24 protein-coding genes are annotated in these 26422 nt (G+C 65.9%); 5 read left to right on the top strand and 19 right to left on the bottom strand.

Going from position 1 to position 26422, the window contains the following annotated elements; translation table 11 throughout:
• Positions 1-112: 112 nt before the first annotated feature.
• The 9 genes from hscA to NX778_RS00310 form a co-directional block, all read right to left on the bottom strand.
• Positions 113-2002, bottom strand: coding sequence for a Fe-S protein assembly chaperone HscA (gene hscA / locus NX778_RS00350; RefSeq protein ID WP_258809708.1), 1890 nt, complete (start codon positions 2000-2002; stop codon positions 113-115).
• A gap of 57 nt (positions 2003-2059) precedes the next feature.
• Positions 2060-2575, bottom strand: coding sequence for a Fe-S protein assembly co-chaperone HscB (gene hscB, locus NX778_RS00345; RefSeq protein ID WP_258809707.1), 516 nt, complete (start codon positions 2573-2575; stop codon positions 2060-2062).
• Between the two features lie 11 nt (positions 2576-2586).
• On the bottom strand, positions 2587-2910 hold the full coding sequence (gene iscA / locus NX778_RS00340; protein WP_258809706.1) for an iron-sulfur cluster assembly protein IscA: 324 nt from the start codon (positions 2908-2910) through the stop codon (positions 2587-2589).
• Between the two features lie 15 nt (positions 2911-2925).
• On the bottom strand, positions 2926-3312 hold the full coding sequence (iscU, locus tag NX778_RS00335) for a Fe-S cluster assembly scaffold IscU (protein ID WP_258809705.1): 387 nt from the start codon (positions 3310-3312) through the stop codon (positions 2926-2928).
• Positions 3313-3340: 28 nt separating this feature from the next.
• Complete coding sequence (locus NX778_RS00330; protein WP_258809704.1) at positions 3341-4600, bottom strand: IscS subfamily cysteine desulfurase; 1260 nt, start codon at positions 4598-4600, stop codon at positions 3341-3343.
• 13 nt (positions 4601-4613) lie between these two features.
• Positions 4614-5096 carry a Fe-S cluster assembly transcriptional regulator IscR gene (iscR, locus tag NX778_RS00325; RefSeq protein WP_258809703.1) on the bottom strand — a complete coding sequence of 161 codons (483 nt, stop codon included), beginning with the start codon at positions 5094-5096 and terminating at the stop codon, positions 4614-4616.
• 171 nt (positions 5097-5267) lie between these two features.
• Entirely contained in the window at positions 5268-6026 is a 759-nt protein-coding gene (locus NX778_RS00320; RefSeq protein ID WP_258809702.1) for a uracil-DNA glycosylase family protein, read from the bottom strand.
• Between the two features lie 119 nt (positions 6027-6145).
• A complete protein-coding gene (gene maiA / locus NX778_RS00315) occupies positions 6146-6790 on the bottom strand; it encodes a maleylacetoacetate isomerase (protein WP_258809701.1) in 645 nt (214 codons plus the stop codon).
• Positions 6787-7812 carry a fumarylacetoacetate hydrolase family protein gene (locus NX778_RS00310; RefSeq protein WP_258809700.1) on the bottom strand — a complete coding sequence of 342 codons (1026 nt, stop codon included), beginning with the start codon at positions 7810-7812 and terminating at the stop codon, positions 6787-6789. The genes maiA and NX778_RS00310 overlap by 4 nt, the downstream gene beginning before the upstream one ends.
• 92 nt (positions 7813-7904) lie before the next feature.
• Here NX778_RS00310 and NX778_RS00305 point away from each other — a divergent pair, with 92 nt between their 5' ends.
• A complete protein-coding gene (locus tag NX778_RS00305; protein ID WP_258809699.1) occupies positions 7905-8852 on the top strand; it encodes a LysR family transcriptional regulator in 948 nt (315 codons plus the stop codon).
• Between the two features lie 41 nt (positions 8853-8893).
• Here NX778_RS00305 and NX778_RS00300 read toward each other — a convergent pair whose 3' ends face one another.
• The gene (locus NX778_RS00300) at positions 8894-9961 is read right to left on the bottom strand and encodes a hypothetical protein (protein ID WP_258809698.1); all 1068 of its coding nucleotides are present in this window, start codon (positions 9959-9961) and stop codon (positions 8894-8896) included.
• 327 nt (positions 9962-10288) lie between these two features.
• On the opposite strand from NX778_RS00300, the gene NX778_RS00295 reads away from it, so the two are divergent.
• A complete protein-coding gene (locus tag NX778_RS00295) occupies positions 10289-10858 on the top strand; it encodes a gamma-glutamylcyclotransferase (RefSeq protein ID WP_258809696.1) in 570 nt (189 codons plus the stop codon).
• A 187-nt stretch (positions 10859-11045) separates the two neighbouring features.
• Here NX778_RS00295 and NX778_RS00290 read toward each other — a convergent pair whose 3' ends face one another.
• The 7 genes from NX778_RS00290 to NX778_RS00260 all read right to left on the bottom strand — a co-directional run bounded on the left by NX778_RS00290 (position 11046) and on the right by NX778_RS00260 (position 18279).
• Complete coding sequence (locus tag NX778_RS00290; RefSeq protein WP_258809695.1) at positions 11046-11558, bottom strand: AAA family ATPase; 513 nt, start codon at positions 11556-11558, stop codon at positions 11046-11048.
• 99 nt (positions 11559-11657) lie between these two features.
• Positions 11658-12779, bottom strand: a complete 1122-nt coding sequence (locus NX778_RS00285; RefSeq protein WP_258811004.1) for a PA0069 family radical SAM protein — start codon at positions 12777-12779, stop codon at positions 11658-11660.
• A 106-nt stretch (positions 12780-12885) separates the two neighbouring features.
• Positions 12886-13452: a tRNA-uridine aminocarboxypropyltransferase gene (locus tag NX778_RS00280; protein WP_307727920.1), complete on the bottom strand. Its 567-nt coding sequence runs from the start codon at positions 13450-13452 to the stop codon at positions 12886-12888.
• A 72-nt stretch (positions 13453-13524) separates the two neighbouring features.
• Positions 13525-14091, bottom strand: a complete 567-nt coding sequence (locus NX778_RS00275; protein ID WP_258809693.1) for an NADPH-dependent FMN reductase — start codon at positions 14089-14091, stop codon at positions 13525-13527.
• A 75-nt stretch (positions 14092-14166) separates the two neighbouring features.
• Entirely contained in the window at positions 14167-15543 is a 1377-nt protein-coding gene (locus NX778_RS00270) for an efflux transporter outer membrane subunit (RefSeq protein WP_258809692.1), read from the bottom strand.
• Positions 15540-16613 (bottom strand): HlyD family secretion protein, encoded by a 1074-nt coding sequence (locus NX778_RS00265; protein WP_258809691.1) that lies wholly within the window; start codon positions 16611-16613, stop codon positions 15540-15542. Before NX778_RS00265 ends, NX778_RS00270 begins: the two co-directional genes overlap by 4 nt.
• 1 nt (position 16614) lies before the next feature.
• Positions 16615-18279, bottom strand: a complete 1665-nt coding sequence (locus tag NX778_RS00260; RefSeq protein WP_258809690.1) for an MFS transporter — start codon at positions 18277-18279, stop codon at positions 16615-16617.
• 263 nt (positions 18280-18542) lie between these two features.
• On the opposite strand from NX778_RS00260, the gene NX778_RS00255 reads away from it, so the two are divergent.
• Positions 18543-19727, top strand: a complete 1185-nt coding sequence (locus tag NX778_RS00255; protein WP_258809689.1) for a dienelactone hydrolase family protein — start codon at positions 18543-18545, stop codon at positions 19725-19727.
• 147 nt (positions 19728-19874) lie between these two features.
• On the top strand, positions 19875-21065 hold the full coding sequence (locus NX778_RS00250; protein ID WP_258809688.1) for an esterase/lipase family protein: 1191 nt from the start codon (positions 19875-19877) through the stop codon (positions 21063-21065).
• On the opposite strand, the gene NX778_RS00245 is transcribed toward NX778_RS00250, so the two are convergent.
• Together NX778_RS00245 and NX778_RS00240 are read right to left on the bottom strand one after the other, a co-directional pair.
• Complete coding sequence (locus NX778_RS00245; RefSeq protein WP_258809687.1) at positions 21062-21982, bottom strand: pyridoxal-phosphate dependent enzyme; 921 nt, start codon at positions 21980-21982, stop codon at positions 21062-21064. The genes NX778_RS00250 and NX778_RS00245 overlap by 4 nt on opposite strands.
• 3 nt (positions 21983-21985) lie before the next feature.
• On the bottom strand, positions 21986-23890 hold the full coding sequence (locus NX778_RS00240) for a hybrid sensor histidine kinase/response regulator (protein ID WP_258809686.1): 1905 nt from the start codon (positions 23888-23890) through the stop codon (positions 21986-21988).
• Positions 23891-24172: 282 nt separating this feature from the next.
• On the opposite strand from NX778_RS00240, the gene NX778_RS00235 reads away from it, so the two are divergent.
• Positions 24173-26413, top strand: coding sequence for an ATP-binding protein (locus NX778_RS00235; protein ID WP_258809685.1), 2241 nt, complete (start codon positions 24173-24175; stop codon positions 26411-26413).
• The last annotated feature ends 9 nt before the right edge of the window (positions 26414-26422 follow it).

The following is a 26422-nucleotide window of genomic DNA, read 5'->3' as shown; positions in this document are numbered from 1 at the left end:
TTAGCTTTAGCACGTCGTTCCCGCGAAGGCGGGAACCCATGCTGAGGCGGCTTAGCTGGCGGTCTATGGGTTCCCGCCTGCGCGGGAACGACGGTTTAACGGCTAACTAAATTTACACCTGATCCAGCGACTTGCCCGCCAGCGCGCTGCGGACGCTCTTGTCCATGCGGCGCGCGGCGAAATCCTCGGTGCCGCGGGCCAGCGACTGCACCGCGTCGTGCAGCGCGTTCTGGCGCGCCGCGGCGTCGGTGGCGTCGTCGTTCGACTTGGCCAGCGTCTCGCGCACGGTCATCATCATGCCGTCGATTTCGGTGCGCTCGTCCAGCGTGAGCAGGTCGCCGTCGCCATCCAGCGCCGACTGCGTGGCCAGGATGATGCGCTCGGCCTCGACCTGCTCTTCGCGCAGCGCGCGCAGTTGCATGTCGACTGACGCCGAGGTGTACGAATCCTGCAGCATGCGCGCGACCACGTCGTCCGACAGCCCGTACGAAGGCTTGACCGTGATCGACGCTTCCACGCCGGAGCGCGTCTCGCGCGCCGACACCGACAGCAGCCCATCCGCATCGACCTGGTAGGTGACGCGGATGCGCGCCGCGCCGGCCGCCATCGGCGGGATGCCGCGCAGCTCGAAGCGCGCCAGCGAACGGCAGTCCGACACCAGCTCGCGCTCGCCCTGCACCACGTGCACCGCCAGTGCGGTCTGGCCGTCCTTGAAGGTGGTGAATTCCTGCGCGCGGGCACAGGGGATCGTCGAATTGCGCGGGATGATCTTCTCGACCAGGCCGCCCATGGTCTCGATGCCGAGCGAGAGCGGGGTCACGTCCAGCAGCAGCCAGTCGTCGCCCGGCGCGCGGTTGCCGGCCAGGAGATTGGCCTGGATCGCGGCGCCCAGCGCCACCACCTTGTCCGGGTCGATGTTGGCCAGCGGGATGGTGTGGAAGAATTCGCCCACCGCGCGGCGCACGTGCGGCATGCGGGTCGCGCCGCCCACCATCACCACGCCGTCGACGTCCTCGACCGACACGTTCGCGTCACGCATCGCCTTCCGGATGGCGTTGATGGTCTTGGCGACCAGGTGCTTGGTGATGTCGGCGAAGGTCTCCGCGGTGACGGTCACCTGCACGATCTCGCCCGACTTGAGGATCGCCTCGACCGAGGTCTCGTCGTTCGTCGACAGCAGCTCCTTGGCCTGGCGCGACTTGACCATCAGGGTCGCGGTGTCTTCTTCCGACAGCGGCGCGAGCTTCGCCTCCTCGCGAATGTGGCAGAACAGGCGCTGGTCGAAGTCGTCGCCGCCGAGCGCGGAGTCGCCGCCGGTGGACATCACTTCGAACACGCCCTTGGTCAGCTTGAGGATCGAGATGTCGAAGGTGCCGCCGCCGAGGTCATACACCGCGTACACGCCTTCCTTGCCATGATCGAGGCCGTAGGCGATGGCGGCGGCGGTCGGCTCGGACAGCAGGCGCAGCACGTTCAGGCCCGCGAGCTGGGCGGCGTCCTTGGTGGCCTGGCGCTGGGCGTCGTCGAAATAGGCCGGCACCGTGATCACGGCGCCCACCAGCTCGTCGCCGAGCGAGTCCTCGGCGCGCTGGCGCAGCGTCGCCAGGATCTGCGCCGACACCTCGACCGGGCTCTTGACGCCGGCCACGGTGCGCAACTGGACCATGCCGGGTTCGTCGACGAAGTCGTAAGGCATGTTCTCGGCGTGCGCGATGTCCTTCAGGCCGCGGCCCATGAAGCGCTTGACCGAGACCACGGTGTTCTTCGGATCGGTGGTGCGCGCCGCCATCGCCTTGTAGCCGATGTTGGCGTGCCCGTTGGGCAGGTAACGCACGACCGATGGCAGCAGCGCGCGGCCATCCTCGTCGCTGAGCACTTCCGGGATGCCGCTGCGGACCGTCGCGACCAGCGAGTTGGTGGTGCCGAGGTCGATGCCGACCGCCAGCCGGTGCTGGTGCGGCGCGGTGGACATGCCCGGTTCGGAGATTTGGAGGAGTGCCATGATCTGGTGTTACCTGTTTTCTTCTTGTGGTGGCGGCCGCGCGGCGCGCGCCGCGATTCAGCCTTCCAGGGCCTCGAATGCGTAGTGGACCTCGTCGCCGAATTTATCGAGGAACATCAACGCGCGGATGTCCTGCGCCGCCTGCTCGTAGCGGCCGTCGTCGAGCTCGCGGCCGATGCGGACCAGGCGCTCCTTGCGCTCGCGCTTGAGCTGCGCGTCGAGGTCGTCGAGCGCCTTGGCGTCCTTGCCGGCGCGCGCATCGTCCAGCGCTTCGCGCCATTCCATTTGCTGCATCAGGAAGTCCATCGGCATCGCCGTGTTCGATTCCGTCTGCAGGTCGATGCCGTTCAGCTCGACCAGGTAGCGCGCCCGCTTGAGCGGGTTCTTGAGCGTCTGGTAGGCCTCGTTGGCGCGCGTCGCCCACTGCATGGCGACCCGCTTTTCGGTGTCGCTGGCGTTGACGAAGCGGTCCGGATGCACGCGCCCCTGGACTTCGCGGTAGGCGGCGTCGAGGGACGGCATATCGATCTCGAATTTGGCCGGCAGGTTGAACAGCTCGAAATGATTCTGCATCGGCGTCGGGCTCAGATACGGAAGCTCTCGCCGCAGCCGCAAGCGTCCTTGACGTTCGGGTTGTTGAAGCGGAAGCCTTCGTTCAGGCCCTCGCGCGCGAAGTCGAGCTCCGTGCCGTCGATGTAGGGCAGGCTTTTCGGATCGACGAATACCTTCACGCCGTGCGACTCGAACACATTGTCTTCGGGCGCCGCCTCGTCCACGTACTCGAGCTTGTAGGCAAGGCCCGAGCAGCCGGTCGTGCGCACGCCGAAACGCAGGCCGACGCCCTTGCCGCGACGCTCAAGGTAGCGGTTGATGTGCTTCGCTGCTTTTTCGGTCAGTGTCACTGCCATGTCTTACCTCTCTGCTCAGGCGTCCGGGTGCTTGGCCTTGTAGTCGGCCACGGCGGCCTTGATCGCGTCTTCCGCCAGGATCGAGCAGTGGATCTTCACCGGCGGCAGCGCCAGTTCTTCGGCGATCTGGGTGTTCTTGATGGCGAGCGCCTGGTCGAGCGATTTGCCCTTGACCCATTCGGTCACCAGCGAGCTCGAAGCGATCGCCGAGCCGCAGCCGTAGGTCTTGAACTTCGCGTCCTCGATCAGGCCCTGTTCGTTGACCTTGATCTGCAGCTTCATCACGTCGCCGCAGGCCGGGGCGCCGACCATGCCGGTGCCGACGGCGTCATCGCCCTTTTCGAAGGAACCCACGTTGCGCGGGTTTTCGTAGTGGTCCAGCACTTTGTCCGAGTATGCCATTTTGATGCTCCTGAATTTAAAATACGTTTTAGTGGGCGGCCCATTGGATCGAGCTGATGTCGATCCCGTCCTTGTACATTTCCCACAGGGGCGACAGTTCGCGCAGCTTGCCGACTTTTTCCTTCAGCAGCTTGACGGCGAAGTCGATGTCTTCCTCGGTGGTGAAGCGGCCGATAGTGAAACGGATCGAGCTGTGTGCCAGTTCATCGCTGCGGCCGAGCGCGCGCAACACGTAGGACGGCTCCAGGCTGGCCGAGGTGCAGGCCGAACCGGACGACACGGCGATGTCCTTGACCGCCATGATCAGCGACTCGCCCTCGACAAAGTTGAACGACACGTTCAGGTTGTGCGGCACGCGGTGCTCCATGTCGCCGTTGATGTAGACCTCTTCGATCTCCAGCAGGCCCTTGGCCAGGCGGTCGCGCAGTGCGCGGATGCGGCCGATTTCGCTGTCCATCTCTTCCCTGGCGATGCGGAAGGCTTCGCCCATGCCCGCGATCTGGTGGGTCGGCAGCGTGCCCGAACGCAGGCCGCGCTCGTGGCCGCCGCCGTGCATCTGCGCTTCCAGGCGCACGCGCGGCTTGCGGCGCACGTACAGGGCGCCGACGCCTTTCGGGCCGTAGGTCTTGTGTGCGGTGAAGGTCATCAGGTCGACCTTCAGCTGCTCCAGGTTGATCGCCACCTTGCCGGTCGCCTGGGCCGCGTCGCAGTGGAAGATGATGCCCTTCTTGCGGCACAGCTCACCGATTTCGGCGATCGGCTGGATCACGCCAATCTCGTTATTGACCAGCATGACCGAGACCAGGATGGTGTCCGGGCGGATCGCCGCTTCCAGCTGCTCGATGGTGACCAAGCCATTGTCCTGCGGCTCAAGATAGGTCGCTTCGAAGCCCTGGCGTTCCAGCTCGCGCACCACGTCGAGCACCGATTTGTGCTCGGTCTTGACCGTGATGATGTGCTTGCCCTTGGTCTTGTAGAAATTGGCAGCGCCCTTGAGCGCGAGGTTGTTCGACTCGGTGGCGCCGGAGGTCCAGATGATCTCGCGCGGATCGGCGCCGACCAGCGCGGCGACGTTGGCGCGCGCTTCTTCGACCGCCGCCTCGGCGCTCCAGCCGTAGGCATGGCTGCGCGAAGCCGGGTTGCCGAACTGCTCGCGCAGGAAGGGGATCATTTTGTCGGCCACGCGCGGGTCGACCGGCGTGGTGGCCGAATAGTCCATATAGACCGGGAAATGCGGCGCGGTCGCGAAGCTCTTTTCGATTTGCTGCTTGTCCAGGGGCGCGTTCATCAGTTCACTCCAATCAATCTTGTCCGACGGCGACGTGGCTGTTGCGGTGCACCACCACGACGTTCTGTTGTTCTTTCTGTTTCTGCTGATCCACCAGGTCCTGCAGGGTCACCGAGTCCAGGTAATCGACCATTTTTTCATTCAGCGTGGCCCACAGTTCGTGGGTCATGCAGCGCGTGCCGGTGGTGGCATCCGCGCCGTGACAGTTTTCCTTGCCGCCACACTGGGTGGCGTCGATCGGCTCGTCCACCGCGATGATGATGTCGGCCACGGTCACCTTCTCGGCCGCGCGGGCCAGGCTGTAGCCGCCGCCGGGGCCGCGGATCGATTCGACGATTTCATGCCGGCGCAGCTTGCCGAACAGCTGCTCCAGGTAGGACAGCGAGATAGCCTGGCGCTGGCTGATGCCCGACAGCGTGACCGGGCCCTTGCCTTGGCGCAGTGCAAGATCGATCATCGCAGTAACAGCGAAACGGCCTTTGGTGGTCAGACGCATCACAACCCCGGTTGATGTTAGAATATTGCCCTTCTTTAACCGATCGGGTGCCGGCCAAGGCCGTTGCGAAAACCCGATTAGTTGAATAATTTAGTCAAGTATAGCGCATTTGGCTGGCCGTGTCTTGGCGGCCACCGTTTCCCCTTCCAGCGCTTCTTCCCTGTTTTTCCTCTAGCGAGCCCGCAGCAGTTGCAGCGGGCCGAACAGCTTTTGCATGCCTTCGTGGCGGATGAAGGACAGGTTGTAGGGGTGCTCGGCGCAGGACTGCGGGAAGGCGGCGGTCTCGGGGAGCTTCTTCAGTTGCTCGGCGATCTTGCCCCACAGGATCAGAGTGGGCGGCTGGGGCTGGGCGGACAGCACTTGCAAAACTGTCTGCAGGAATGGTTGCCAGGCCCGGGCATCGATCGCCGGGGCCACGTGCGGGCGGAACACCAGTGCGGCGTTCAGCAGCAGGAAGCCGTGGGCGGTCAGGTTGTGCTGCAGCGCGGCGAGGGTCTGGATGCTGCCGTCGCTGCGTGCCGCGGCCGCAACCGGCGCCATGGCCGGGCCGCCGCAATTGTCGGCCTGCAATTTGCCATCCGCGACCAGCAGCATCTTCATAAAATTGCGCAACGAGGTCGCGCGGTTGACCGCTTTCGAGAGCCCGTCGTCGCACCACAGTTCGCCGACCGCGCCGTCCATGAAGCAGACGCCGGTGGCGCTTTCGACGCGCGGATAAGGCCCCTCGCCCACCAGCACGTAGCGCACCTGGTTCAAGGGCAGCGCGAAGGCGGCGAACAGGCGGTTGTCGGTCGGCAGGTAGTGGTCGGCGGCCAGCGCCGGCAGGTAGTGCGGATCCGCCTGCATCATTGCCTCCAGCCCCTTCACCAGATGCGGGCGCCAGCTGGCGTCCACGCGGTCGAGGGCGGTGAGGATGGGTTGCGGAATCATTGCGGCGGACGGTTTGATCAAACCGGCATTGTACCGTGCGGTGGCTGAACAAGCCGGGAGGGTGACGGTCCAATTTCTATGGATCCTGCACCTTCCCTTTTCGGCGCATGGCGCCGGCCTTACTCCGCATCCGGCTGCTGCGACGGATGCGCATGGGCGAACGCCGGCAGCTGGGTGCAGTTGGCGTTGATGCGCGCGACGTTCGGATATGGCGCCAGGTCGATATTGAAACGCTGTGCATTGAACACCTGCGGCACCAGGAAGCAGTCGGCCAGCGTCGGCGTCTCGCCGTGGCAGAAGTCAGCCGCTCCGGGATCGCGCGCCAGATGCGCTTCCAGCGCCGCCAGCCCGTCGCTCACCCAGTGCCGGTACCACTCGGTCTTGGCTTCTTCCGAAATGCCGAAGGTGTGCACAAGGTAGCGCAGCACGCGCAGGTTGTTCAGCGGGTGGATGTCGCAGGCCACGATCTGGCACAGCTCGCGCACGCGGGCGCGCCCGAGCGGATCAGGCGGCATCAGCGGCACGTCCGGATGCGTCTCCTCCAGGTATTCGAGGATGGCCATCGATTGCGTCAGCGTGCCGCGTTCGTCCTGCAGCGCCGGCACCAACGCGCTCGGGTTGATCTTGCGATAGCTTGCCGACAGCTGTTCACCGCCATCCTTGAGCAGGTGCACCGGCACCGCTTCGTAGTCCAGGCCCTTGAGGTTGAGCGCAATGCGCACCCGATAGGCCGCCGAACTGCGGAAATAGGTATAGAGCTTCATTCTCTCCTCCCATGGTAGCGGGCGACCTCCTGGTCGATGGCGCCGAAGATGCTCGAACCTTCGGCGTCGAGCATTTCGATGCGGACGCTGTCGCCGAAATGAAGGAATGGTGTCGCGGGCTTGCCCTGTTCGATGGTTTCGTACATGCGCACCTCGGCCAGGCAGCAGTAGCCGACGCCGCCGTTGTCGATGCTGGAGCCGTGCAGGCTGCCTTGTTTGTTGGAGACCGTGCCGGAACCGATGATGCTGCCGGCCGCGAGCTCGCGCGTCTTGGCGGCGTGCGCGACCAGCTGGGCGAAGCTGAAGGTCATGTCTTCACCGGCGTTGGGGCGGCCGAAGGGCTTGTCGTTGAGCGTGACCAGCAGCGGCAGGTGCAGCTTGCTGTCGTGCCAGGCCGGGCCGAGTTCTTCCGGCGTCACCGCCACCGGCGAAAACGCGCTGGCCGGCTTGGACTGGAAGAAGCCGAAGCCCTTGGCCAGCTCGTTCGGGATCAGGTTGCGCAGCGAGACGTCGTTGACCAGCATGACGAGGCGGACGGCCTGCGCGGCCTGCTCCACCGTCGCCCCCATCGGCACGTCGCCCGTGACCACCGCCACTTCCGCTTCAAGGTCGACGCCCCACTCTTCGCTTTGCACGGCGATCGGGTCGCACGGACCGACGAAGGAATCCGATCCGCCCTGGTACATCAGCGGGTCGGTGTAGAACGATGCCGGCACCTCGGCATTGCGTGCCTTGCGCACCAGCTCGACGTGGTTGAGGTAGGCCGAGCCGTCGGCCCACTGGTAGGCGCGCGGCAGCGGCGAATGGCATTGTTCTTCCAGGAAGGACTGGGCGGCGGGCGCGAGGCCGGCGTTGAGCTGTTCGTAGACCAGGCGCAGGCGCGGCGCGCAGGCGGTCCAGTCGTCCAGGGCGGCCTGGAGGGTTGGTGCAATGTCCGGCACTGGCTGGCAGGTCACGAGGTCGCGGCTGACGACGACCAGGGTGCCGTCGCGGCCGCCGGCTTTCAGGGTGGCGAGTTTCATGGCGTTTCCTTCGTTGCGTTGTTGCCACCATTAAAAATCAAAACGCACTATCATACAAACAGTATTTTCCGCTCGATTTATCGGATTTTCTTATGAATCCTACTTTGCGCCAGATGCGCGCCTTCGTGGCGCTTGCCAAGACTGGGAACTTTACGCTCGCCGCGCAGATGCTGCACTTGTCGCAGTCGGCCCTGTCCGGTTTGATCAAGGAGCTCGAGGCCACACTCGGCGCGCGCGTGGTCGACCGCAGCACGCGCAAGATTTCGCTTACCGAGATTGGCAGCGAGCTCTTTCCCTTATTCAGCCAGATCATCGATGACCTGGACGGTGCGCTCTCCAACATTGAAGCGCACACGCGGCTCAAAAAAGGCACGGTGCGCATCGCGGCGCCGCAGCTGATGGCATGCACGCTGCTGCCGGGCGCGATCGCTGCATGGCAAGCGCGGCATCCGGAGGTGCAAGTGCGGCTGGCCGACTGTGCACTGGAAAGCGTGGCCGCGCGGGTGCTGTCCGGCGAAGCCGACCTGGGCATCGCGCCTGAACGCGAGCCGGCCCCGCCGCTGGATGCGCGACTGCTGTTCGAGTTGCCGTTTGCGCTGGTGTTCCCGCACGGGCATCCGCTGGAGTCGCGCGAGCGGGTGACGTGGCAGGACCTGGGCGAGTTCCCCTTCATTTCGCTGCAGGGCCAGTTCACCGAGCGGCTGCAGGCGGACATGCACGACGCGCTGCGCGAGGTGACGATCAAGCCGGCCTACGAGGTCGCGTTCATGACGACTGCGCTGGCGATGGTGAGCAGCGGGCTGGGGATCACGGTGTGCCTGCCGTACGCGCAGCCGCTGGTCGCGCTGCACCAGCTGAATATGCGGCAACTGGAGGAGCCGGTGCTGACGCGGCGCTTCTTTGTGCACACGCGGGCTGGGCGGACATTGAGTCCGGCGGCGGAGGCGTTCCTGATGTTCTTGCTGGAGTACGTGAGCCGCGACGATCTACGGAACAGTTATCCCGAAGACCGTCGCCCCGGCGCAGGCCCGGATCCGTAGACAGGCCGCGTAGACGGCAGTGCCGGGAACGACGGGTTCTGCTAACAAGGCGAGGATGGCGCATGCGGAATGAGCAAGAACAAGCCCGTGTTGGCGCTTGCAACGATGGAGCCATTATCGGAAATTGCCTGGCCCGATAGCAGCACCAGGCCCGGCGGTGCATTGGAAAGCCTGGTGTTGAGGTCGATCACGCCGTCTTTGCGGGTCCACACGTACGCGCGCTCGCCGAAGGCGCCTACGACCTGGCCTTGGGCGTTCAAGTCGTTCGCAAGCGTGAAGACCTCAGGTTGCCCCAGCCCGATTTCAATCAGCCCGCTCTCCCGGGTCCACACGAAACCATGGAACAGGACGGTGAAGGTGAGCACGGACCCAATCACCTCGCCCCTATCATTGATTTTCCCGGCGAATGAACTGTCGCCGCTGCCGGTGCCCAGGTCAAGCAAGCCTTCCTGCGGCGTCCACAAGAACGCGTGCAAAAAACCATTCGATGATGCGAACGGTGTGCCGCCGACGATATGCCCCGCGTTATTGACGTCGGCCGCCGTCGTGTCCGCGCTGGGGAGCGTTCCGATCGGGCTGATGCCCGTCGCCTGCGTCCACCTGAACGCGATCGTTGAGTCCGGTCCTCCTTCAGGGCCCTCCGAATTCCCGACGACGACGCCTCCATCACTGAGCGCGCTGGCGCGGGAGACGTCGTCAAGCGCACCGAGATCCTGCATACCGGTTCGCGGACGCCAGCGAAACGCCTGGGTTGGCGAATCCGGCGCCAGACCGAACACGGCACTGCCCGCCACCTGCCCGCTGCTATTGATATCGACACTGCTCGAGATCCCTTGTCCCGGCCCGTTGAGGTCGACCATGCCGGTCATCTGGCTCCAGCGGAAAGCGTGGATGATGGCGCCCGCCGGGTCGAGGCTCGACGAGCCGGCAACCTGCCCGCGGTTGTTGAGCGCGGCCGTCTCGGCGCTCGGGCCGCCGAGGGTTCCGAGATCGAGCACGGTGCTCCCATCGTACAATTTGGCCCGGTTGACTCCACCGTCGCTCTCGGTGAACGCCACCTGCCCCCTGGTGTTGATGTCGATGCCGGAGGTCTCGGTGTTGGCGGACAACTGTATCAAGCTGTAGGTCGTTTTCGCAGATGCGGCCGGGGCGGACCTTGCCGACGCAAATCTTGCGCCAGGTACTTCAGTTCTCGTCGTCATTTGTTCCTCCGTTGCAGGACAGTTGCGCGTCGTCAACATGCGGTCCTGGAAAAGCTGCTAGTCGCGGCGCTCCAAGCCAGCTTAGGGGCTCGGCTGAGGCCGTTACTGGCTGAGGTCAAAGGATGCTTAGGAAGCGTCGATGACGGGAGGTAAGGAGAGGTGTGGCTGGCTGGTCACCACGCGCAATGAAGCGCGGCGCTAGAATGCTGGCTCGTCATCCGCAAAACCGCAGCAATGTCGCACAACACCACCGAAATCAATCGCCGCATGAACAAGTTCGACGGGCACCACAGCGTCTGGCTGTTCGGTTACGGCTCGCTGATCTTCAAGGCCGATTTCCCCTTCCTCGACCGCCGCCCCGCCAGCATCGACGGTTGGTCGCGCCGTTTCTGGCAAGGGTCGCACGACCACCGCGGCACGGAAAGCGCTCCGGGCCGCGTGGTGACGCTGGTTCCGGAAGCGGGCGCCGTTTGTCATGGCGTGGCCTACCTCGTCACACCGGAAGAATTCGCGCACCTGGACCATCGCGAAAAGAACGGCTACCTGCGCCTTGCGACCGACATTCATTTCGACGACGGCAGCAGTGAAGAAGGCCTGGTCTACATCGCCACGCGCGAAAATGCGGCTTATCTCGGACCGGCCACCGAATGGGACATCGCGCGCCAGATCGCCACCGCGCGCGGACCAAGCGGGCCGAACAGCGAATACCTGCTGGAGCTGGCCAAGGCCCTGCGCATGCTGGGAAAAACCGACCAGCACGTCTTTGAAATCGAAAAGCACTTGCGAGAGTTGATCACCGCCTGACCGGTGTGTTCGAAGCCTCATTGCAACAGGGGGATTCCCACAAGCGCATCGCAACAGCGGTATGCCCACCGCCGCATGCCTATAGCAGATGTCCATAGCAGCATGCCCACAGCAGCACGCCCACAGCAGCATGCCCACACCAGCATGCCCGAAGCAGCATGCCCGCAGCGGCAATGCTACGGCCTGATCAGCCCGCCTGAAGCACGCGCCGCACCTGCGCTGCCCGCTCCGCGACGCTGCCGCGCACGACCGTGTAAGGAATGCCGCGCGCCTCCAGGTCTTCGATCACGAGCCGCTGGATCCGCCCGCGCCAAGCTTCGTTTTCGCGTGCGGGATCAGTTTCGTACGGAATGTCGTCAGCGCAGACGAAATGGTGGGCGTAGCGATGCTTGCAATCGTCGGCGTAGCCAAGCAGTTCCTGCGGCGCGTGCTCGATGTGGCCGAAGCAGTAGCCAAGCAGCAGCGTGGTCAGCGCGCTGGTGTCGACGAACAAGTAGCGCCGCGCCCGCGCCATGGCTTCCGCCTCGGCCTCGCGGTGCTTGACGGCGATATCCACGTAGTCGTCCACCGTCAGTTGCCCCTTCTTCTCCTCCCAGATGAAGCGTCCGATTTCCGGAACGTACAGGGTGTCGAATTCGCGCGCCAAATGCGCAGCCAGCGTCGACTTGCCCGTCGATTCCGCGCCGACGAAGACGATCATGTCGACTTCGCCCACTCTTGCGTCCCGCTCTGCCATACCGCTTTCCCGTTTAACCGAGCCGCAATTGTAGCCCCGCTGGCAACAAGCAGTGCCAAACGCTCAGAACAGGTCCAGCTGCCCGGTGGCGTTGCCCATTTGCTTTCCCGGCGTACCGGGCACCACAAGCGGACGACGGAATTGCGAAACGTCCAGCCGCTCGAAGCGACCGCGCAAGCCGCTCATGCCGAGCCGCTCGACGGCTTTGAAAAACCGTTGGCGAATCAGATCCGCCCACACACCTTCACCGTGCATGCGCGTGGAAAAATCGCTGTCGTAATCCTTCCCTCCTCGCATCTCACGCACGCGGTTCATCACGCGCGCCGCCCGCTCCGGGAAGTGGGCCTGTAGCCATTCGTGGAACAGCGGGTTGACTTCCCAGGGCAGCCGCAGCACCACGTAGTGCGCGCCGACTGCGCCGGCATCACGCGCGGCCTCCAGGATTTTTTCGATCTCCGGCTCGGTGACGAAGGGGATGATGGGCGCGACGCTGACGCTGACCGGAATGCCGGCCTCGGCCAGCGTGCGGATGGTCCGCAGCCGACGCGCGGGCGCGGCCGCGCGCGGCTCAAGCGTGCGAGAAATTTCGGGATCGAGCGTGGTCAGGGTGATCGCCGCGCAGGCCAGGCTTTTTTCCGCCATCGGCTCGAGCAGGTCGATGTCGCGTTCGATCAGCGAGGACTTGGTGATCAGGCCGACCGGATGATGACATTCGTGCAGGACCTCCAGCACCTGGCGCGTCAGCCGCTTGTGGCGCTCCACGGGCTGGTAAGCGTCGGTGTTGACGCCGATGGCGATGTGCTCCGGTAGGTAGGCGCGTGCGGCCAGCTCGCGCCGCAGCAGATCCGGCGCGTTGACCTTGGCGAACAGGCGGCTTTCGAAATCCAGCCCCGGCGACAACCCGAGATAGCTGTGCGTGGGTCGCGCGAAACAATAGATGCAGCCGTGCTCGCAACCGCGGTAGGGATTGAGCGACACATTGAAGGGCACGTCCGGCGACGCGTTGCGGGTGAGGATGCTCTTGGCGTATTCGTCCGTGACGACGGTGCGGAAGGCTGGCGCTTCTTCTTCCTCCACCGTCCAGCCATCCTCGAAGCGCTCGCGCTGGTCGAGCTCGTACCTGCCCTGGATATTGGAGACCGCGCCCCTGCCCTTGCGCGCGGCGAGCGGACGCGGAGGCAGCATCACCTGCTCGTCGAGTCCTTCCCTGTCGACATGTCGTTCGCCACCTGCCACGGCTGCACCTTTACTGTACGTTTATACAGTATCTTACGCGCGGCCCGATGCGATTTCAAGCGGAGCGCACGAACGCTGCTTGTTGTACAACAAAGGATTCGAAGGCGTCGAGCAGGCGCACGCAAGCAGCTTGTTCACCCGTCAATTGGGCCAGCGCATAGGCCGCCGCCTCGAAGCTGGACAGCTGGTGCGGCGCATGCGCCTTGCGGATCCGGTAGCCCGAGGCGGGCACGTCCGCCAGCGCCAGCCGCGGCAGGGAGCGCAGCAAAGGATTCAGGTACAGCATCTTGCGGCTCTTGCGCCACGTGGCGTCGAGCACGACCAGCCGTAAGCGCGACGGCTCCATCGGCGCGGCGCCGGCATCCGCTCCCGCCTCCGCCGGATACAGCAACACCGGCCGCCGCCCGTCCGCATGCAGCAGCGCATCCAGCGCACCAGGCTCGAAGGCCTCGCCTACCACGATCCGGCTCGCCGGCAGGCAGAGGTTCAGCAAACGCCCGCTATTCTTCGCCTGCCCCACTTCGAGCGGATGCATCAGGATCAGCACCTCGACCGGGCTATCGACCCGCACGACAGACGCGCAAATGCAGGCCGCCTGCGGACGTTCGCACACGGCGCACATGGCCCGGCGGGTTGGATGATTCTTAGTCATTCGGCGGCTGGAAAACGCAAGGCCGGCGATTGTAGCAGCGCGTCAGCCCTTTGCCTGGCGCACGCCCTGCAGCGCCTTGCTCCACGCGACCACCTGGTCGAGCATCTTCTCCACCGACTGCTCGTGCATCGTGGCCGGCTTGAAAGTGCTGAAGTTCTCGAAGTCGGTGAACAGCGACAGCTGCACCGCCTGCCGCACGTCGGCCACCATGATCTCGCCCATGACCAGGCGCAGGCTTTCGATTGCGCGCGCGCCGCCCATCGAACCGTAGCCGACGAAGCCGGCGGCCTTGTTGTTCCACTCGGCGAACAGGAAATCGATCGCGTTCTTCAGCGCGCCCGAGGTGCCGTGGTTGTACTCAGGCGTAACGAACACGAAACCGTCGTAATGCGCGATTTTGGCGGCCCAGTCCTTGGTGTGCTGCTGCGAATACTGTCCCATCGACGGCGGCATCGGTTCGTCGAGCAAGGGCAGCCTGGCGTCCGCGATGTCGACCAGTTCGTAGACGGCGTCGCTGCGCAGGTTCGCGATATCGAGCACCCACTTCGCCACATCGAGCGCCTTGCGGCCCGGCCGCGTGCTGCCGACAATCACACCAATCCTGATCATGGATTTCCCCATCGATGGTTGAACAATTAGCCATTGTAGGCGTAATGCAGGCCGCACAGCGCGCCCGAACCGCCGCTATTTTGCAGGGGGAAGCCAGCCGCCGCCCAGCGCGCGGTACAGGTCCACGTGCGCCCCGAGCAGGCCGGCGCGCAGCTGCAACTGCGCGTTCTCCACGCTGTATAAGGCGCGCTGCGCATCCAGCTCCTCGAGGTAGGACGCGTAGCCGTTCGCATGGCGGTTGCGCGCGATGCGCAGCGCTTCGGCGGCAGCCACGCGGCGCGCCTCGCCTTCGGCCAGCTGCCGGCCCAGGAAGCGGATGCTGGCGAGCGCGTTCTCGGTGTCGGCGAAGGCGCTGCGTACCGCGCTCTCGTAGGCGATCACGGCGCGATCGCGCGCGGACGCGGCGATGTCGGTCTGCGCGCGCAGCCGGCCGCCGTTGAAGATCGGCGCCAGCACGCTGCCGCCGACGCTCCACAGCGTGAACGGGGAATTGAGCAGCTGCGACACGCTGTTCGCATAGGGCGTGATCGAAGCGGCCAGGTTGAACGACGGGAGCAGCTGGTCGCGTGCCGCAGCCAAGGCGGCATCGGCTGCCGCCACCGCGCGTTCGGCCGCGGCCACGTCCGGCCGCCGCCGCAGCAGCTCGGACGGCAGCAGCGTCGCGATCATCGGTGGGGCCAGCTCGCCGAGCGGCAGGCCGCGCGCGACCGGACCGGGACTGGCGCCGGTGAGCACCGCCAGCGCGTCTTCCTGCAGCGTGATCGAACGCTCCAGCTGCGGCACCACCGCCGACGTCGCGCGAAATTCGGATTCGGCCTGCGCCAGCTCCAGCCGCGAACTGTAGCCGACCTCGAACTCGCGCCGCGCCAGGTCCAGCGAGCGCTGTCGCGTGACCAGGGTCGCGCGCGCCAGTTCGAGCTGCGCATCCAGTCCGCGCAGGGTCAGGTAGCCGGACGCCGTGTTCGCCGCCACCGATAGCGCCGTCGCGTCGGCGGCGGCCTGCTGCGATGCGTAGTCCAGGCGCGCCGCCTCGATCGCCGCGGCCGAGCGGCCCGACACGTCGATCTCGTAGCTGGCCTGCACCCCGCCCGTGATCGAAGTAACGTCGATCGGCGTGCCGAACGGCCCGATGACGCGCGCCCGGCCCGGGCTGAAGCTTGCGTTCAGCTGCGGCGATTCGACGCTGCGCGCGACGGTGATGCGCGCCCGATACTCCTGCAATCGGGCCTGGGCGGTGCGGATGTCGCCGTTGCGCGCCAGCGCCTGCCGCACCAGATCCGCCAACGCCGGATCGTGGAAGGCCCGCCACCAATCTCGCTCCACCGGCGAACCCGGGCCGATATCGGTGCGCCACTGCGCCGGCACCTGCAGCGTCGGCGCCGGCGGCGGATGGCGCGGCAGGCTGCAGGCGGCCAGCACCAGCGCCGGCGCGATCGCCAGCAGGCGTCTCATTTCCGGCCCTTCCCGGACGTATCGATGCGCACCACCACCGACATCCCGGGCGCCAGCCGTGCCGCCAGCTCCTGCCCGGAATCGACGCTGATGCGCACCGGGATGCGCTGCGTGATCTTGACGAAGTTGCCGGTCGCGTTATCGGGCGGGAGCACCGAGAACTCGGCGCCGGTCGCGGGCGAGATGCGCTCGACCGCGCCGCGCAGTGTGGCGCCGTCCAGCGCATCCACCGAGAACGTGACCGGCTGGCCGACGCGTACGTTAGCCATCTGCGTTTCCTTCATGTTCGCGACCACCCACGGCTGCGGCGGCACCAGCGCCGTCAGCTGGGCGCCGGCGTTGACGTAAGCGCCGAGGCGCACCGCGACCTGTCCAAGCTGGCCGTCGCGCGGCGCCATGACGCGCGTGTTGGACATGTCGATCTCGGCCAGCCGCAGCGCCGCCTGCGCATTGGCCACCGCCGCCTCGAGCGAGCCGCGGTTCACGCCCACGGTCTTGAAATTCTGGCGCGCGATGTCAAGCGTGGCGCGGGCCTGCGCCACCGCCGCCGTGGTTTGCGCATGCGCGGCGCGCGCCGCGTCCAGCTCGCGCATCGACAGCGAGCCGTCCGCCGCCAGCGCCTGCACACGGCGCAGGTCGGCCGCCGATTTCTGCTCCTGCGCGGCGGCGTTGGCCAGCGCCGCCTGGTTCTGCCCGATGCTGGCGCCGGCGCTGGAGCGCGACTGCGCGTAGTTGGCCAGCGCCGCCTGCTGCGCCTGCAGCTGCGCGCGCGCCTGCTCCAGCCGCTGCGCGTAGATGCGGTCATCGATGCGGAACATCAGCTGGCCCTGGCGCACGCGCTGGAAGTCCTGCACGTCGACCTCCACCACATAGCCCGACAGCTGCGGGCTGATGAGCGTGACCTGTCCCTGCACCATTGCGTTCTCGGTGCTCTCCACCGCGCTGTGGAAGGGCGGCAGGTTCCACGCGTAGAGCACGATCAGGACCCCGGCCAGCGCCATGCCGCCGAACAGGAAGCCATTGCGCAGCGCACGGCGCCGCGTATTGTCGGGTGGGGTAGCGTCGGCCATGTCAGTCGGTCACCTGTTCAGGTCGGGTGTCGGGTTGGGGGATCGGCGCGGGCAGCGCCGGCGGTTCGACATACTTTTCCCACGCGGCGCGGCCGAACACCCAGGCCGCGTGCAGCGCGGCGATCGCCGCGATCAGCAGGAACACATCGTTGTAGGCGAGGATGTTCGCTTCGCGCGCCGTCGCCGCCGATAGCGCCGCCAAGCCCTGGTGGGCGCGCCCGGCAGGATCGGCGAGCGCGCGCCCGAAGGCGGCCCCGCCGCGGGCGATGCGCGCCGCGACCTGCGGGTCGAGCGCGGACAGGTGCTCGACCAGGATGCTGGAGTGATACTTCTCGCGCCAGACCTGGAAGGTCCCGAGCAGCGATGAGCCGACCAGGCTGCCCATGTTCTGGGTCGCGCTGAACAGCACCGCGAAGCTGACCAGGTTGGCCGGCTCGGCGATCACCCTGCCGATCAGGGACACCACCAGCGGCCCGAGGAACATGGCGCCGCCGAAGCCCAGCATGCCCTGGCTCAGGTACATCTCCTCGGGCCGCGTCAGGCTGTTGGCGAAGGAGGCGATGAAAGCGCCGAGCGACATGATCGCGAGGCCGATGCCCTGCGGCGCCAGCAGGTGCTGGATGTTGGTGGTGGCGGCGGCGACGATCAGGCCGAGGACGGTGGCCAGCAGGATCACCGTGAACAGGGTGGTCAGCTGGTCGTTGTTCAGGCCCAGCGCGCGCATCATGCCGACCGCGCCAATGCTCTGCTCGGCCAGCACGATCCGCACCAGCACCAGGCCCAGCGCCAGCCGGCAGATGCTGCCGTTGGCCATCCAGCGCAGGTTGAGCAGCGGGTTGCGGCGCGTGTGCTCGACGTAGAACGAGGCCACGATCAGCACGATCGACGCGGCCAGCGCGACGCCGATCCAGGCGGTGTCGCGCCACCACAGCAGGCGCCCGAAGGTCAGCGTCACGGCCAGCAGGGCCACGCCCGGCGCGAACAGAGCGAATGTCAGGAAATCCATCGGCCGGAAGGCCTTGATGCGGTCGCCCGGCGGCAGCTTGAGCGCGAATACGCAGGCCATCGCCACCACGGTGATCCCGAGCTCGAACAGGTACAGGCCGCGCCACTCGCCAAAGCGCAGCAGGTCGCTGGAAAACACATAAGCGATCGGCAGCGGCAGCTGCGCAACGCCGAGCGAGGCGATGATGCCGCGGAAGCGGTTGGGGCGGTCGAACGCCTGCAGCGTGTAGAACAGCCCGAGCGTCGACATGGCCGCGCCCGCGATTCCGTGCGCCGCGCGCACCGCGATGGCCGAGCCGAGCCCGCCAACGAACAGGTGAGCGACGGTGAGCAGCGCATACAGCGCCATGAAGAACTCGGTGAAGGCGCGCAGCCCGAACTGCTGGCGGAACTTCACCAGCAGCAGGTTCATCGACGCATTGGTCATCACGTACGCAGTCGGCAGCCAGTTGATCTCGGTGAAGTAGGCGCCCAGCGGGCCTTGCAAGTTGAACAGGTTGGCGCTGACCAGCGCGTTGCCCAGGCCCGCTGTCACCGTGACCAGCGAGCCGACGCAGAAGTAAGCGATGCGCCGCTCCGTCGAATGCGCCGGAGTCGAGGGAGAGCCGGGGAACAGCGGGCGTTCGTCCGGATGCCATTCGCGCGGGCCATAGGTGCTCATTGCCGTTCACGCCCTCCCTTGGCTGTCACCGCGCCACACGGCGCTTTCCTTCCAGTCTAGCAATTTTCGCCACACGCGAAAATTTACTTCCGGAACTGGACTATTGGATATTGCTCTGCTTTTTTTCGGTGCCTAGAATCACTTCATTCCGATCGGCAATTTGTTACAAATGCCCCGCAGCGAGAATGTCCATGATTCGATTCCGTCCTTCTGTCCGCAACATTACATCCGCATTGCTTGCTGCTGTCGCGCTGCTGCCGGGAGTGGCAATTGAACAAGAGCTACAGCTTGACTACCGGCTGAACGAGCACGTGATCCTGATCCCGGCCGGGCCCGACCACGCGGCCATGCTGGAGACCACGGTATTCCAGCCGAACGGGCCGGGGCCCTTCCCGCTGCTCATCATCAACCACGGCAAGGACCCGGGCGCGCCCGGCGCCCAGCCGCGCGACCGCTTCTACCACATGGCCCATGCCTTCGTGGAACGCGGCTACGTGGTGATCGTGCCGATGCGCGAAGGCTACGCCAACTCCACCGGCAAATTCGCCGACCATGGCTGCGACATGACGGCCAACGGCTACGGCCAGGCCAAGGACATCCTCGACGCACTCAACTATGCGCGCGAACAGCCCTGGGTCGACGCACAACACATCGTGATCGCCGGACAGTCGTACGGCGGGCTGGCCACGATCGCCCTCGGCACCCAGCCGCTGCCGGGCGTCAAGGCGCTGCTCAACTTCGCGGGCGGTCTCAAGGACCAGACCGAAGGTTGCGACTGGAAGGACGAGCTGGTGAGCGCCTACGCCAACTATGGCGCCAGCGCGAAGATCCCGAGCCTGTGGATGTACGGCGCCAATGATTCCCTGTTCGGGCCGGAACTGTCGACCCGCATGTACCAGGCCTACACGCTGGCCGGCGGGCAAGGCAAGCTGGTCGAGTACCCCGCCTTCAAGCGCGACTCGCACGGCATGCTGGCCAGCCGCGACGGCGAGCAGGTCTGGCTGCCGGAGACCGAGGAATTCCTGAAACAGGCCGGCATGCCGACCAAGTTGCTGTACGACGTGCCGGGGCCGCCGCAGCCGCCCAAGACCGACTACGCGCAGGTGGACAATGTCGACGCCGTGCCTTTCCTCACCGACAACGGGCGGCGCGCCTACCGCGAATACCTGGGCAAGCTGACGCCGCGCGCCTTCGCGGTGTCGCCGACCGGCGCCTGGACCTGGGCCGAGGAAGGCGAGGATCCGGAATCGCGCGCGCTGAACACCTGCAATGCCAAGAGCAGCAAGCCGTGCAAGCTGTATTCCATCGACGATTACGTGGTGTGGAATGGCGACAAGCTGGATGCGGCGGATAAGGCGGCGTTGACGGCTTCGGTGTCGACGGTAAGCAAGCCGGGGGCGGACAAGGGTGCTGTCGGGGGCGGCTCTATCGCGCCGACGGGCAACTGAGCTAACACTGCTCACACAAAATGGGGTTCCTGCGAAAGCGGGAACCCCATTTCTTTAAACAACGCTCCGCCGCTTCTCAGATGTAGAACAAATGATGACAGCGCTCCACACCAGACAATACCGGTGGTCTGCTGAACGGAGCCTCCCATGTCCCGCTTTCGCCCGGTATCCGCCGCCCTGCTGCTCGCGCTGTCCGCGCTGTGGCCGTGGCCTGCCGCGGCGGCCAACAACGATCCCGTCGTGCTGGTCCACGGCTTCCTCGGCTTCGGCCCCCAGCAGTTTCGCGCCACCGGCTTCAAATACTGGGGCGGCTACGGCGACATTGCCGGCCACATGCAGCTGTACAAGGGCCCGCACGCGGTGTACGCCGCCGGCGTCGGCCCCATCAGCTCCAACTGGGACCGCGCGGCCGAGCTCTATGCCCAGATCAAGGGCGGCTGCGTCGACTACGGCGCCAGCCACGTCGTCAAGTACGATCCGCCCGGCACGCCGCAAAAGCCGCCCGACAAATGCTGGGCCCCCGACCCCGTCCACAACCCCCGCCACTACCCGCTCGCGTTCTACCCGCAATGGGACGAACGGCACCCGATCCACCTGATCGGCCACAGCCAGGGCGGCACCACCATCCGCGCCCTGGTCGAGCTGCTCGAGCACGGGGCCGCCGGCGAAGGCGATGGCGAGCTGTTCCAGGGAGGCCGCGCCGGCTGGGTGAAAAGCGTCGTGACGATCTCGGCGCCGCACAACGGCACCACCCTGCGCGACGCCATCCTCGACATCCTGCCCAACCTGCACTCGCCCGTGCGCGACATGTTTGACCGCGACATGGCCAACTGGGAACTGGCGCCGGACGGCGCGCGCGACTTCAACCTGTGGGCGCGCACTTCGCCCCACGTCTACTACTTTTCGATCGGCACCCTGGCCACCGAAGCCGGCAGCTGGTGCTGCAATGGCACCGACCGCCTGGTCGCGCCGGTCCAGAACGTGCGCTACCAGTATCCGCGCGAGGACATGATTCCCTACTTCAAGCCGTACGCGGGGGAATGGATCATCGGCTCGGCCCTGCAGCACGGCATGGGCGGCTACACACAGAGCGCGCCCGGCCGCGTACGCATCGACGACAGCTGGTTCCCGAACGATGGGGTGGTCAACACCAACAGCATGCGCGCGCCGAACGGCCATCCGGTGCGCGACTATGACGGCACGGCGCTGCCGGGCGTGTGGAATTTCCTCGGAACTTACAAGGGCTACGACCACTTCGACATCCTCAACTGGCCCAATCCTGGCCCATCGGCCGACCCGGTGTACGACCGGATCGCGGACATCATCTTCGCCCTCTAGCGCAGCGCGGCGCCCCAGGCATGCAGCTGGGCCACGGTGGCGGTGACGCCGCCGCAGACGATGAACAGCACGCGGCGAAACTCCGCGAGCGCGGGATGCCGCTGGTAAGCCAGCGCCAGCGAGGCGCCGCAGGCCGGCTCGACCACCACGCGATGATCGTCCATGAAACGCAGGCAGGCGCCGACGGCATCCGCATCCGTCACCACCACCGGCTGCACCGGATGGCGCGAGGCCAGCGCGAACGCGGCCTCCGACACCCGGCGCGCCCCCAGCGAGGTGGCCACGCTCGCGATCGCCGGCAATTCGATGCGCTCACCACGCGCCAGCGACTGGGCGTACGAATCCGCGCCCACCGTTTCCACCGCGATGACCGGCACCTCGTCCATGCCATTGCGGCGCAGCCCTTCCACCACGCCGCACAGCAAGCCGCCGCCGCCCACCGACAGCACCACCGCATCGGGCCGCAGGCCAGCCTGCGCAACCTCGTCGATCATGGTGGCATGGCCTTCATACAGCAGCGGATCGTCGAATGGGTGGATGAAGGCATCCTGCGGCCCCAGCAGCGACAGCGCATGCGCGTTCGCCTCCTGGAACGAAGCGCCGTGCACCAGGATGTCCGCCCCTTCGCGCTGGATGAGTTCGCGGGCGCGCGCGCTGGCCGTTTCCGGCACCACCACCAGCACCGGCACACCTAGCTTGCGCCCGGCGTGGGCCGCCGCGATTCCGGCATTGCCGCCGGACGAAGACAGGAAACGCCGTGCGCCGCGCCGCCGGTACTCCTCGCAGGCGTAACCGATGCCGCGCAGCTTGAACGAACCGGACGGCTGCAGTGCCTCCATCTTCAACCAGGATTCCTGCCCATCTTTCGCCGGCAGAGCAGTCGAGGCCAGCAGCGGCGTCGCGATATGCAGGCTCATGGATCAGCTCGCCGTGCGCAGCACGCGCGCCAGGTCGGACAGGCGGTAGGGCTTGTTGACGAAGCTGAAGTCATTGATGTCCGCATGCCGCTCCCTGAGCGTGGGCAGCGGAAAGCCCGAGGCGACGACGATCTTCGTCTCTGGATAATTCTTTCTCGTGAATTGCGCCAGTTCGATGCCATCAATTCCTTCGGGCATCACGATATCGGTGAACAGGATGTCCACCGGACGCGCACGCAGCACCGCCAGCGCCTCGTTGCCGCTGGGCGCGGTCAGCACGTTGTAGCCCATGTTCAGGAACAGCGAGGTGGCCATGTCCATCAGGTCGGATTCATCCTCGACGATCAGCACGGTCTCGGTCTTGTCCTCGTCCACCTCATCGCTGCCGTGCACCGCCGGCAGGTAGATCGAGATCTCCGTGCCCTTCCCGAGTTCGCTCTTGATGACGACTTCGCCGCCGGATTGCTTGATGAAGCCGTACACCTGCGACAGCCCCAGGCCCGTGCCCTTGCCCACCTCCTTGGTGGTGAAGAATGGTTCGAAGGCGCGCCGGATGGTCTCCGGCGACATGCCGGATCCGCTGTCGCACACCGACACCTTCACGTAGTCGCCGGCGGCCAGGCCCGACACCTCCTGTTGCTTCAGGCTGACGGCGTTGGTGCGGATCAGCAGCTTGCCGCCCTCCGGCATCGCGTCGCGCGCATTCACCACCAGGTTCAAGAGCGCCGATTCGAAGCGCGCGCGGTCCAGCACCGTGCTCGGCAAGGAAGGCGCGAGCGCGATGTCGAATTCGATCGAGGCATTGCCGGCGCGCCGCAGCACCGACTCGAAGCCGGTGATCAGGCGGTTGACGTTGTGCAATTCCGGCTGCAGCGGCTGCTGGCGCGCGAAGGCCAGCAGCTGCTGGGTCAGGGTCGCGCCGCGGTCGATGGCGCGCCGCATGCTGTCGAAAGTGCGCGCGTCGGCGTTGCTGGCGCGCTGCATGTTCAGCACCTCCAGGCCGCTGGCCAGCACTGACAGCAGGTTGTTGAAATCGTGCGCGATGCCGCCCGTCAGCTGGCCGATCGATTCCATCTTCTGCGCCTGGAACAGGGCCGCGTTGACCTCGGCCAGCGCGTCGGAGGCCGCTTTCTTCTCGGTCAGGTCGCGCGTGATCTTGGCGAAGCCCAGCAGCTCGCCGGTCTCGTCGTAGATCGCGTCGATCACCACGTGCGCCCAGAAGCGCGTGCCGTCCTTGCGCACGCGCCAGCCCTCGCGCTCCCAGCGCCCGACCTTGGACGCCGTATCCAGCGCCAGCGCCGGCAGGCCCTGGGCGCGGTCTTCCTCGGTATAGAAGCGCGAGAAATGGCTGCCGACAATTTCCTCTTCGGTATAGCCCTTGATCCGCTGGGCGCCGATATTCCAGTTGGTGACGATGCCCTGGGGCGAGAGCATGAAGATCGCGTAGTCGGTCACCCCCTGCACCAGCAGGCGGAAGCGCTGTTCGCTCTCGCGCAGCGCGTCCTCGGCATGCTTGCGGTCTGTGACGTCGCGGGTCACCTTGGCGTAGCCCAGCATCCGGCCTTCGTTGTCATAGATCGGATCGATCACCACGTGGGCCCAGAACCGCGTGCCATCCTTGCGCACGCGCCAGCCCTCGGACTCGTACTTTCCTTCGGACAGCGCGATGCCGAGAGCGCGCGCCGGCAGGCCGCTGGCGCGGTCCTCCTGGGTATAGAAGCGCGAAAAATGCTCACCGATGATCTCGACTTCGGTATAGCCTTTGAAACGTTGCGCGCCGGCGTTCCAGCTCGTGATGTAGCCGTCCGGATCGAGCATGTAGATTGCGTAGTCGCTGATGCCGGCGATCAGGTACTGGAATCGCTGCGAGTCGCTGCCTGGCGAACTGTTTGTAACGCGGTTAATCATTGGCGGAGTTCAAGCAGCTGAGGTTCAGTTAAATGTATCGAATAATACACGCCGTTGTGACATTCGAGTCACACGGTTCGGCGTCACCTCCAGTGTAATTATTCCCGGCGGGAGCTGGATATTTCCTGTTTGCCAGTTGTTGCGAATCTACACATATTGACGTATATACCACGAAACAAAACTGTTGCAAACTTTCACAAATCGCGTCGGCGTTTTGCGTCCCGCCTGCAGCGTTACATGTAAAATGTGACGCTTGTTTTGCCTTCGGCAAGTTCTTCCCCCATGACCCAAGCCCCCGCTCCCGCGCTCGACCTGTCGGCCTGCGACAAGGAGCCGATCCGCACCCCAGGCAGCATCCAGCCACACGGCTTCCTGCTGGCGCTGTCGCCCGCGCTGGAGGTGCTGCAAGCCAGCGCCAACCTGGGTGCGATGGCTGGCATCGCCGCCGCGGATGCGGTTGGCCAGTCGCTCGCGCAACTGATCGGCGCCGACGCGCATGCGCGCATCGCGCCGGCCCTGTCCGGCGGCACGCTGGGCGCGCGCCCGTTCTACGTCGGCACCGTCACCATCGCCAACGGCCGCCATTTCGACGTGCTGGCCCATGCGTGGGACGGCGTGCTGCTGGCCGAGTTCGAGCCGGTCGGGCGCGCCCACCCTGCCGACTTCCGCGAGTTGTATTCGCTGATCGGCGACTTCCTGCTCAAGGTGAACGAGTCAGTCGGCATCGAGCAGCTGTCCCAGCTTGCGTGCCAGCACATCCGCTCGGTCACCGGCTTCGGCCGCGTGATGGTGTACCGCTTCGATGGCGACGGCCACGGCCACGTGATCGCCGAGGCGCGCGACGAGTCCTACCACGCCTACCTCGGCCAGCACTTCCCCGCTTCCGACATCCCGGCCCAGGCGCGCGAGCTGTACACATTGTCGCGCATCCGCCTGATCCAGGACGCCAACTACGAGCCGGCCCCGCTGGTGCCGCCCGCGAATCCGGTCACCGGCCGTGCCAACGACCTGTCGTTCGCGGCCCTGCGCAGCGTCTCGCCGGTGCACCTGCAGTACATGCGCAATATGGGCACGCTGGCGTCGATGTCGGTGTCGCTGGTCGTGCGCGGCAAGCTGTGGGGCCTGATCTCCTGCCACAACGCCGGCCCGGCGCCGGTCGCATTCGAAAAGCGCACGGCCTGCGAGCAGCTGGGCCAGATCCTGGCGCTGTGCATCGAGACCCGCGAGGACGCGTCCGAGCTGCAGTTCCGGCTCGAGGTGCGGCGCGTGATGGTCTCGATGCTGGGAGGGCTGACCAAGAGCGCCGACTTCGTCGACAACATGAGCGCCGTGTTCCCGGAGCTGATCCGCTTCGCGCGCGCCGGCGGCGTCGCGATCGTCGCCGACGACCGCGTGCTGACCTACGGCGACACCCCCTCGATCGACCAGATCCAGGCGCTGGTCCGCTGGCTCGGCGTGCATGGCCATGGCGAGGTGTTCCACAGCGAGCGCCTGTCCGCCGTGTATCCTCCGGCGCACGACATGATGGATGTCGCCAGCGGCCTGCTGGCGATGCCGATCTCGCGCATCCACAAGCACTATCTGCTGTGGTTCCGGCCCGAGGTGATCCACACGGTCGAATGGGCCGGCAACCCACACTACAAGGAGCAGCCGGGCGCGCCGCAGCAGCTGTCGCCGCGCACCAGCTTCGCGGCCTGGCGCGAGACCATCCGCGGCGCCAGCATGCCCTGGCACAGCGCCGAGATCGAGCTGACCGTCGAATTCCGCACCGCGCTGCTCGGCATCGCGCTGGAACGCGCCGAACAGATGGCCGAACTGGCCGAGGAACTGGGCCGCGCCAACAAGGAGCTGGAGGCGTTCTCGTACTCGGTGTCGCACGACCTGCGCGCGCCGCTGCGCCACATCGTCGGCTTCTCCGACCTGCTGCTGGAATCGGCCGGCAACGAAGACTTCGACAAGCGCCAGCGCTTCCTCAAGAACATCAAGGAAGCGGCACGCCTGGCCGGCAAGCTGGTCGACGACCTGCTGTCGTTCTCGCAGATGGGCCGCGCGGCGCTGCGCCCCGCCACGGTCGACATGCGCGACCTGGTCGAGGCCTGCATCGACGAGATGGCGCTCGAACTGCGCGGACGCGGCATCGAATTCGACATCGGCGAGCTGCCCCACGTCAGCGCCGATCCCACTTTCCTGCACCTGGCGATGTACAACCTGCTGTCCAACGCGGTGAAGTTCACCGCCCAGCGCGAGCTGGCCGTGATCCGCGTATGGGCCGAGGACACGCCGAACGAATCGGTGTTCCACATCGCCGACAACGGCGCCGGCTTCAACATGGAATACGTGCACAAGCTGTTCGGCGTGTTCCAGCGCCTGCACCGCATGGAAGACTTCCAGGGCACAGGCATCGGCCTGGCCAATGTACGACGCATCGTCGAACGCCACCACGGGCGCGTGTGGGCCGAGTCGGTGCAGGGAGAAGGCGCGACCTTCTCGTTCAGCATACCCAAGAATCCCGAGACCGAATAAAAGGTACAA

It is taken from the genome of Massilia terrae (genome assembly GCF_024753145.1).
GTDB lineage: Bacteria > Pseudomonadota > Gammaproteobacteria > Burkholderiales > Burkholderiaceae_D > Telluria > Telluria terrae.
This window is presented reverse-complemented; position numbering and strand designations above follow the sequence as displayed.

What these genes read in the sequence shown, in the direction of transcription:
- NX778_RS00260 (WP_258809690.1), bottom strand. Translation starts at nt 18,279, where the DNA reads ATGAGCACCTATGGCCCGCGCGAATGGCATCCGGACGAACGCCCGCTG.
- NX778_RS00270 (WP_258809692.1), bottom strand. Translation starts at nt 15,543, where the DNA reads ATGAGACGCCTGCTGGCGATCGCGCCGGCGCTGGTGCTGGCCGCCTGC.
- NX778_RS00275 (WP_258809693.1), bottom strand. Translation starts at nt 14,091, where the DNA reads ATGATCAGGATTGGTGTGATTGTCGGCAGCACGCGGCCGGGCCGCAAG.
- NX778_RS00265 (WP_258809691.1), bottom strand. Translation starts at nt 16,613, where the DNA reads ATGGCCGACGCTACCCCACCCGACAATACGCGGCGCCGTGCGCTGCGC.
- iscR (WP_258809703.1), bottom strand. Translation starts at nt 5,096, where the DNA reads ATGCGTCTGACCACCAAAGGCCGTTTCGCTGTTACTGCGATGATCGAT.
- NX778_RS00235 (WP_258809685.1), top strand. Translation starts at nt 24,173, where the DNA reads ATGACCCAAGCCCCCGCTCCCGCGCTCGACCTGTCGGCCTGCGACAAG.
- iscA (WP_258809706.1), bottom strand. Translation starts at nt 2,910, where the DNA reads ATGGCAGTGACACTGACCGAAAAAGCAGCGAAGCACATCAACCGCTAC.
- NX778_RS00250 (WP_258809688.1), top strand. Translation starts at nt 19,875, where the DNA reads ATGTCCCGCTTTCGCCCGGTATCCGCCGCCCTGCTGCTCGCGCTGTCC.
- NX778_RS00295 (WP_258809696.1), top strand. Translation starts at nt 10,289, where the DNA reads ATGTCGCACAACACCACCGAAATCAATCGCCGCATGAACAAGTTCGAC.
- NX778_RS00310 (WP_258809700.1), bottom strand. Translation starts at nt 7,812, where the DNA reads ATGAAACTCGCCACCCTGAAAGCCGGCGGCCGCGACGGCACCCTGGTC.
- hscB (WP_258809707.1), bottom strand. Translation starts at nt 2,575, where the DNA reads ATGCAGAATCATTTCGAGCTGTTCAACCTGCCGGCCAAATTCGAGATC.
- iscU (WP_258809705.1), bottom strand. Translation starts at nt 3,312, where the DNA reads ATGGCATACTCGGACAAAGTGCTGGACCACTACGAAAACCCGCGCAAC.
- NX778_RS00240 (WP_258809686.1), bottom strand. Translation starts at nt 23,890, where the DNA reads ATGATTAACCGCGTTACAAACAGTTCGCCAGGCAGCGACTCGCAGCGA.
- NX778_RS00290 (WP_258809695.1), bottom strand. Translation starts at nt 11,558, where the DNA reads ATGATCGTCTTCGTCGGCGCGGAATCGACGGGCAAGTCGACGCTGGCT.
- NX778_RS00320 (WP_258809702.1), bottom strand. Translation starts at nt 6,026, where the DNA reads ATGATTCCGCAACCCATCCTCACCGCCCTCGACCGCGTGGACGCCAGC.
- hscA (WP_258809708.1), bottom strand. Translation starts at nt 2,002, where the DNA reads ATGGCACTCCTCCAAATCTCCGAACCGGGCATGTCCACCGCGCCGCAC.
- NX778_RS00280 (WP_307727920.1), bottom strand. Translation starts at nt 13,452, where the DNA reads ATGTGCGCCGTGTGCGAACGTCCGCAGGCGGCCTGCATTTGCGCGTCT.
- NX778_RS00305 (WP_258809699.1), top strand. Translation starts at nt 7,905, where the DNA reads ATGAATCCTACTTTGCGCCAGATGCGCGCCTTCGTGGCGCTTGCCAAG.
- NX778_RS00245 (WP_258809687.1), bottom strand. Translation starts at nt 21,982, where the DNA reads ATGAGCCTGCATATCGCGACGCCGCTGCTGGCCTCGACTGCTCTGCCG.
- NX778_RS00330 (WP_258809704.1), bottom strand. Translation starts at nt 4,600, where the DNA reads ATGAACGCGCCCCTGGACAAGCAGCAAATCGAAAAGAGCTTCGCGACC.
- NX778_RS00285 (WP_258811004.1), bottom strand. Translation starts at nt 12,779, where the DNA reads ATGCTGCCTCCGCGTCCGCTCGCCGCGCGCAAGGGCAGGGGCGCGGTC.
- maiA (WP_258809701.1), bottom strand. Translation starts at nt 6,790, where the DNA reads ATGAAGCTCTATACCTATTTCCGCAGTTCGGCGGCCTATCGGGTGCGC.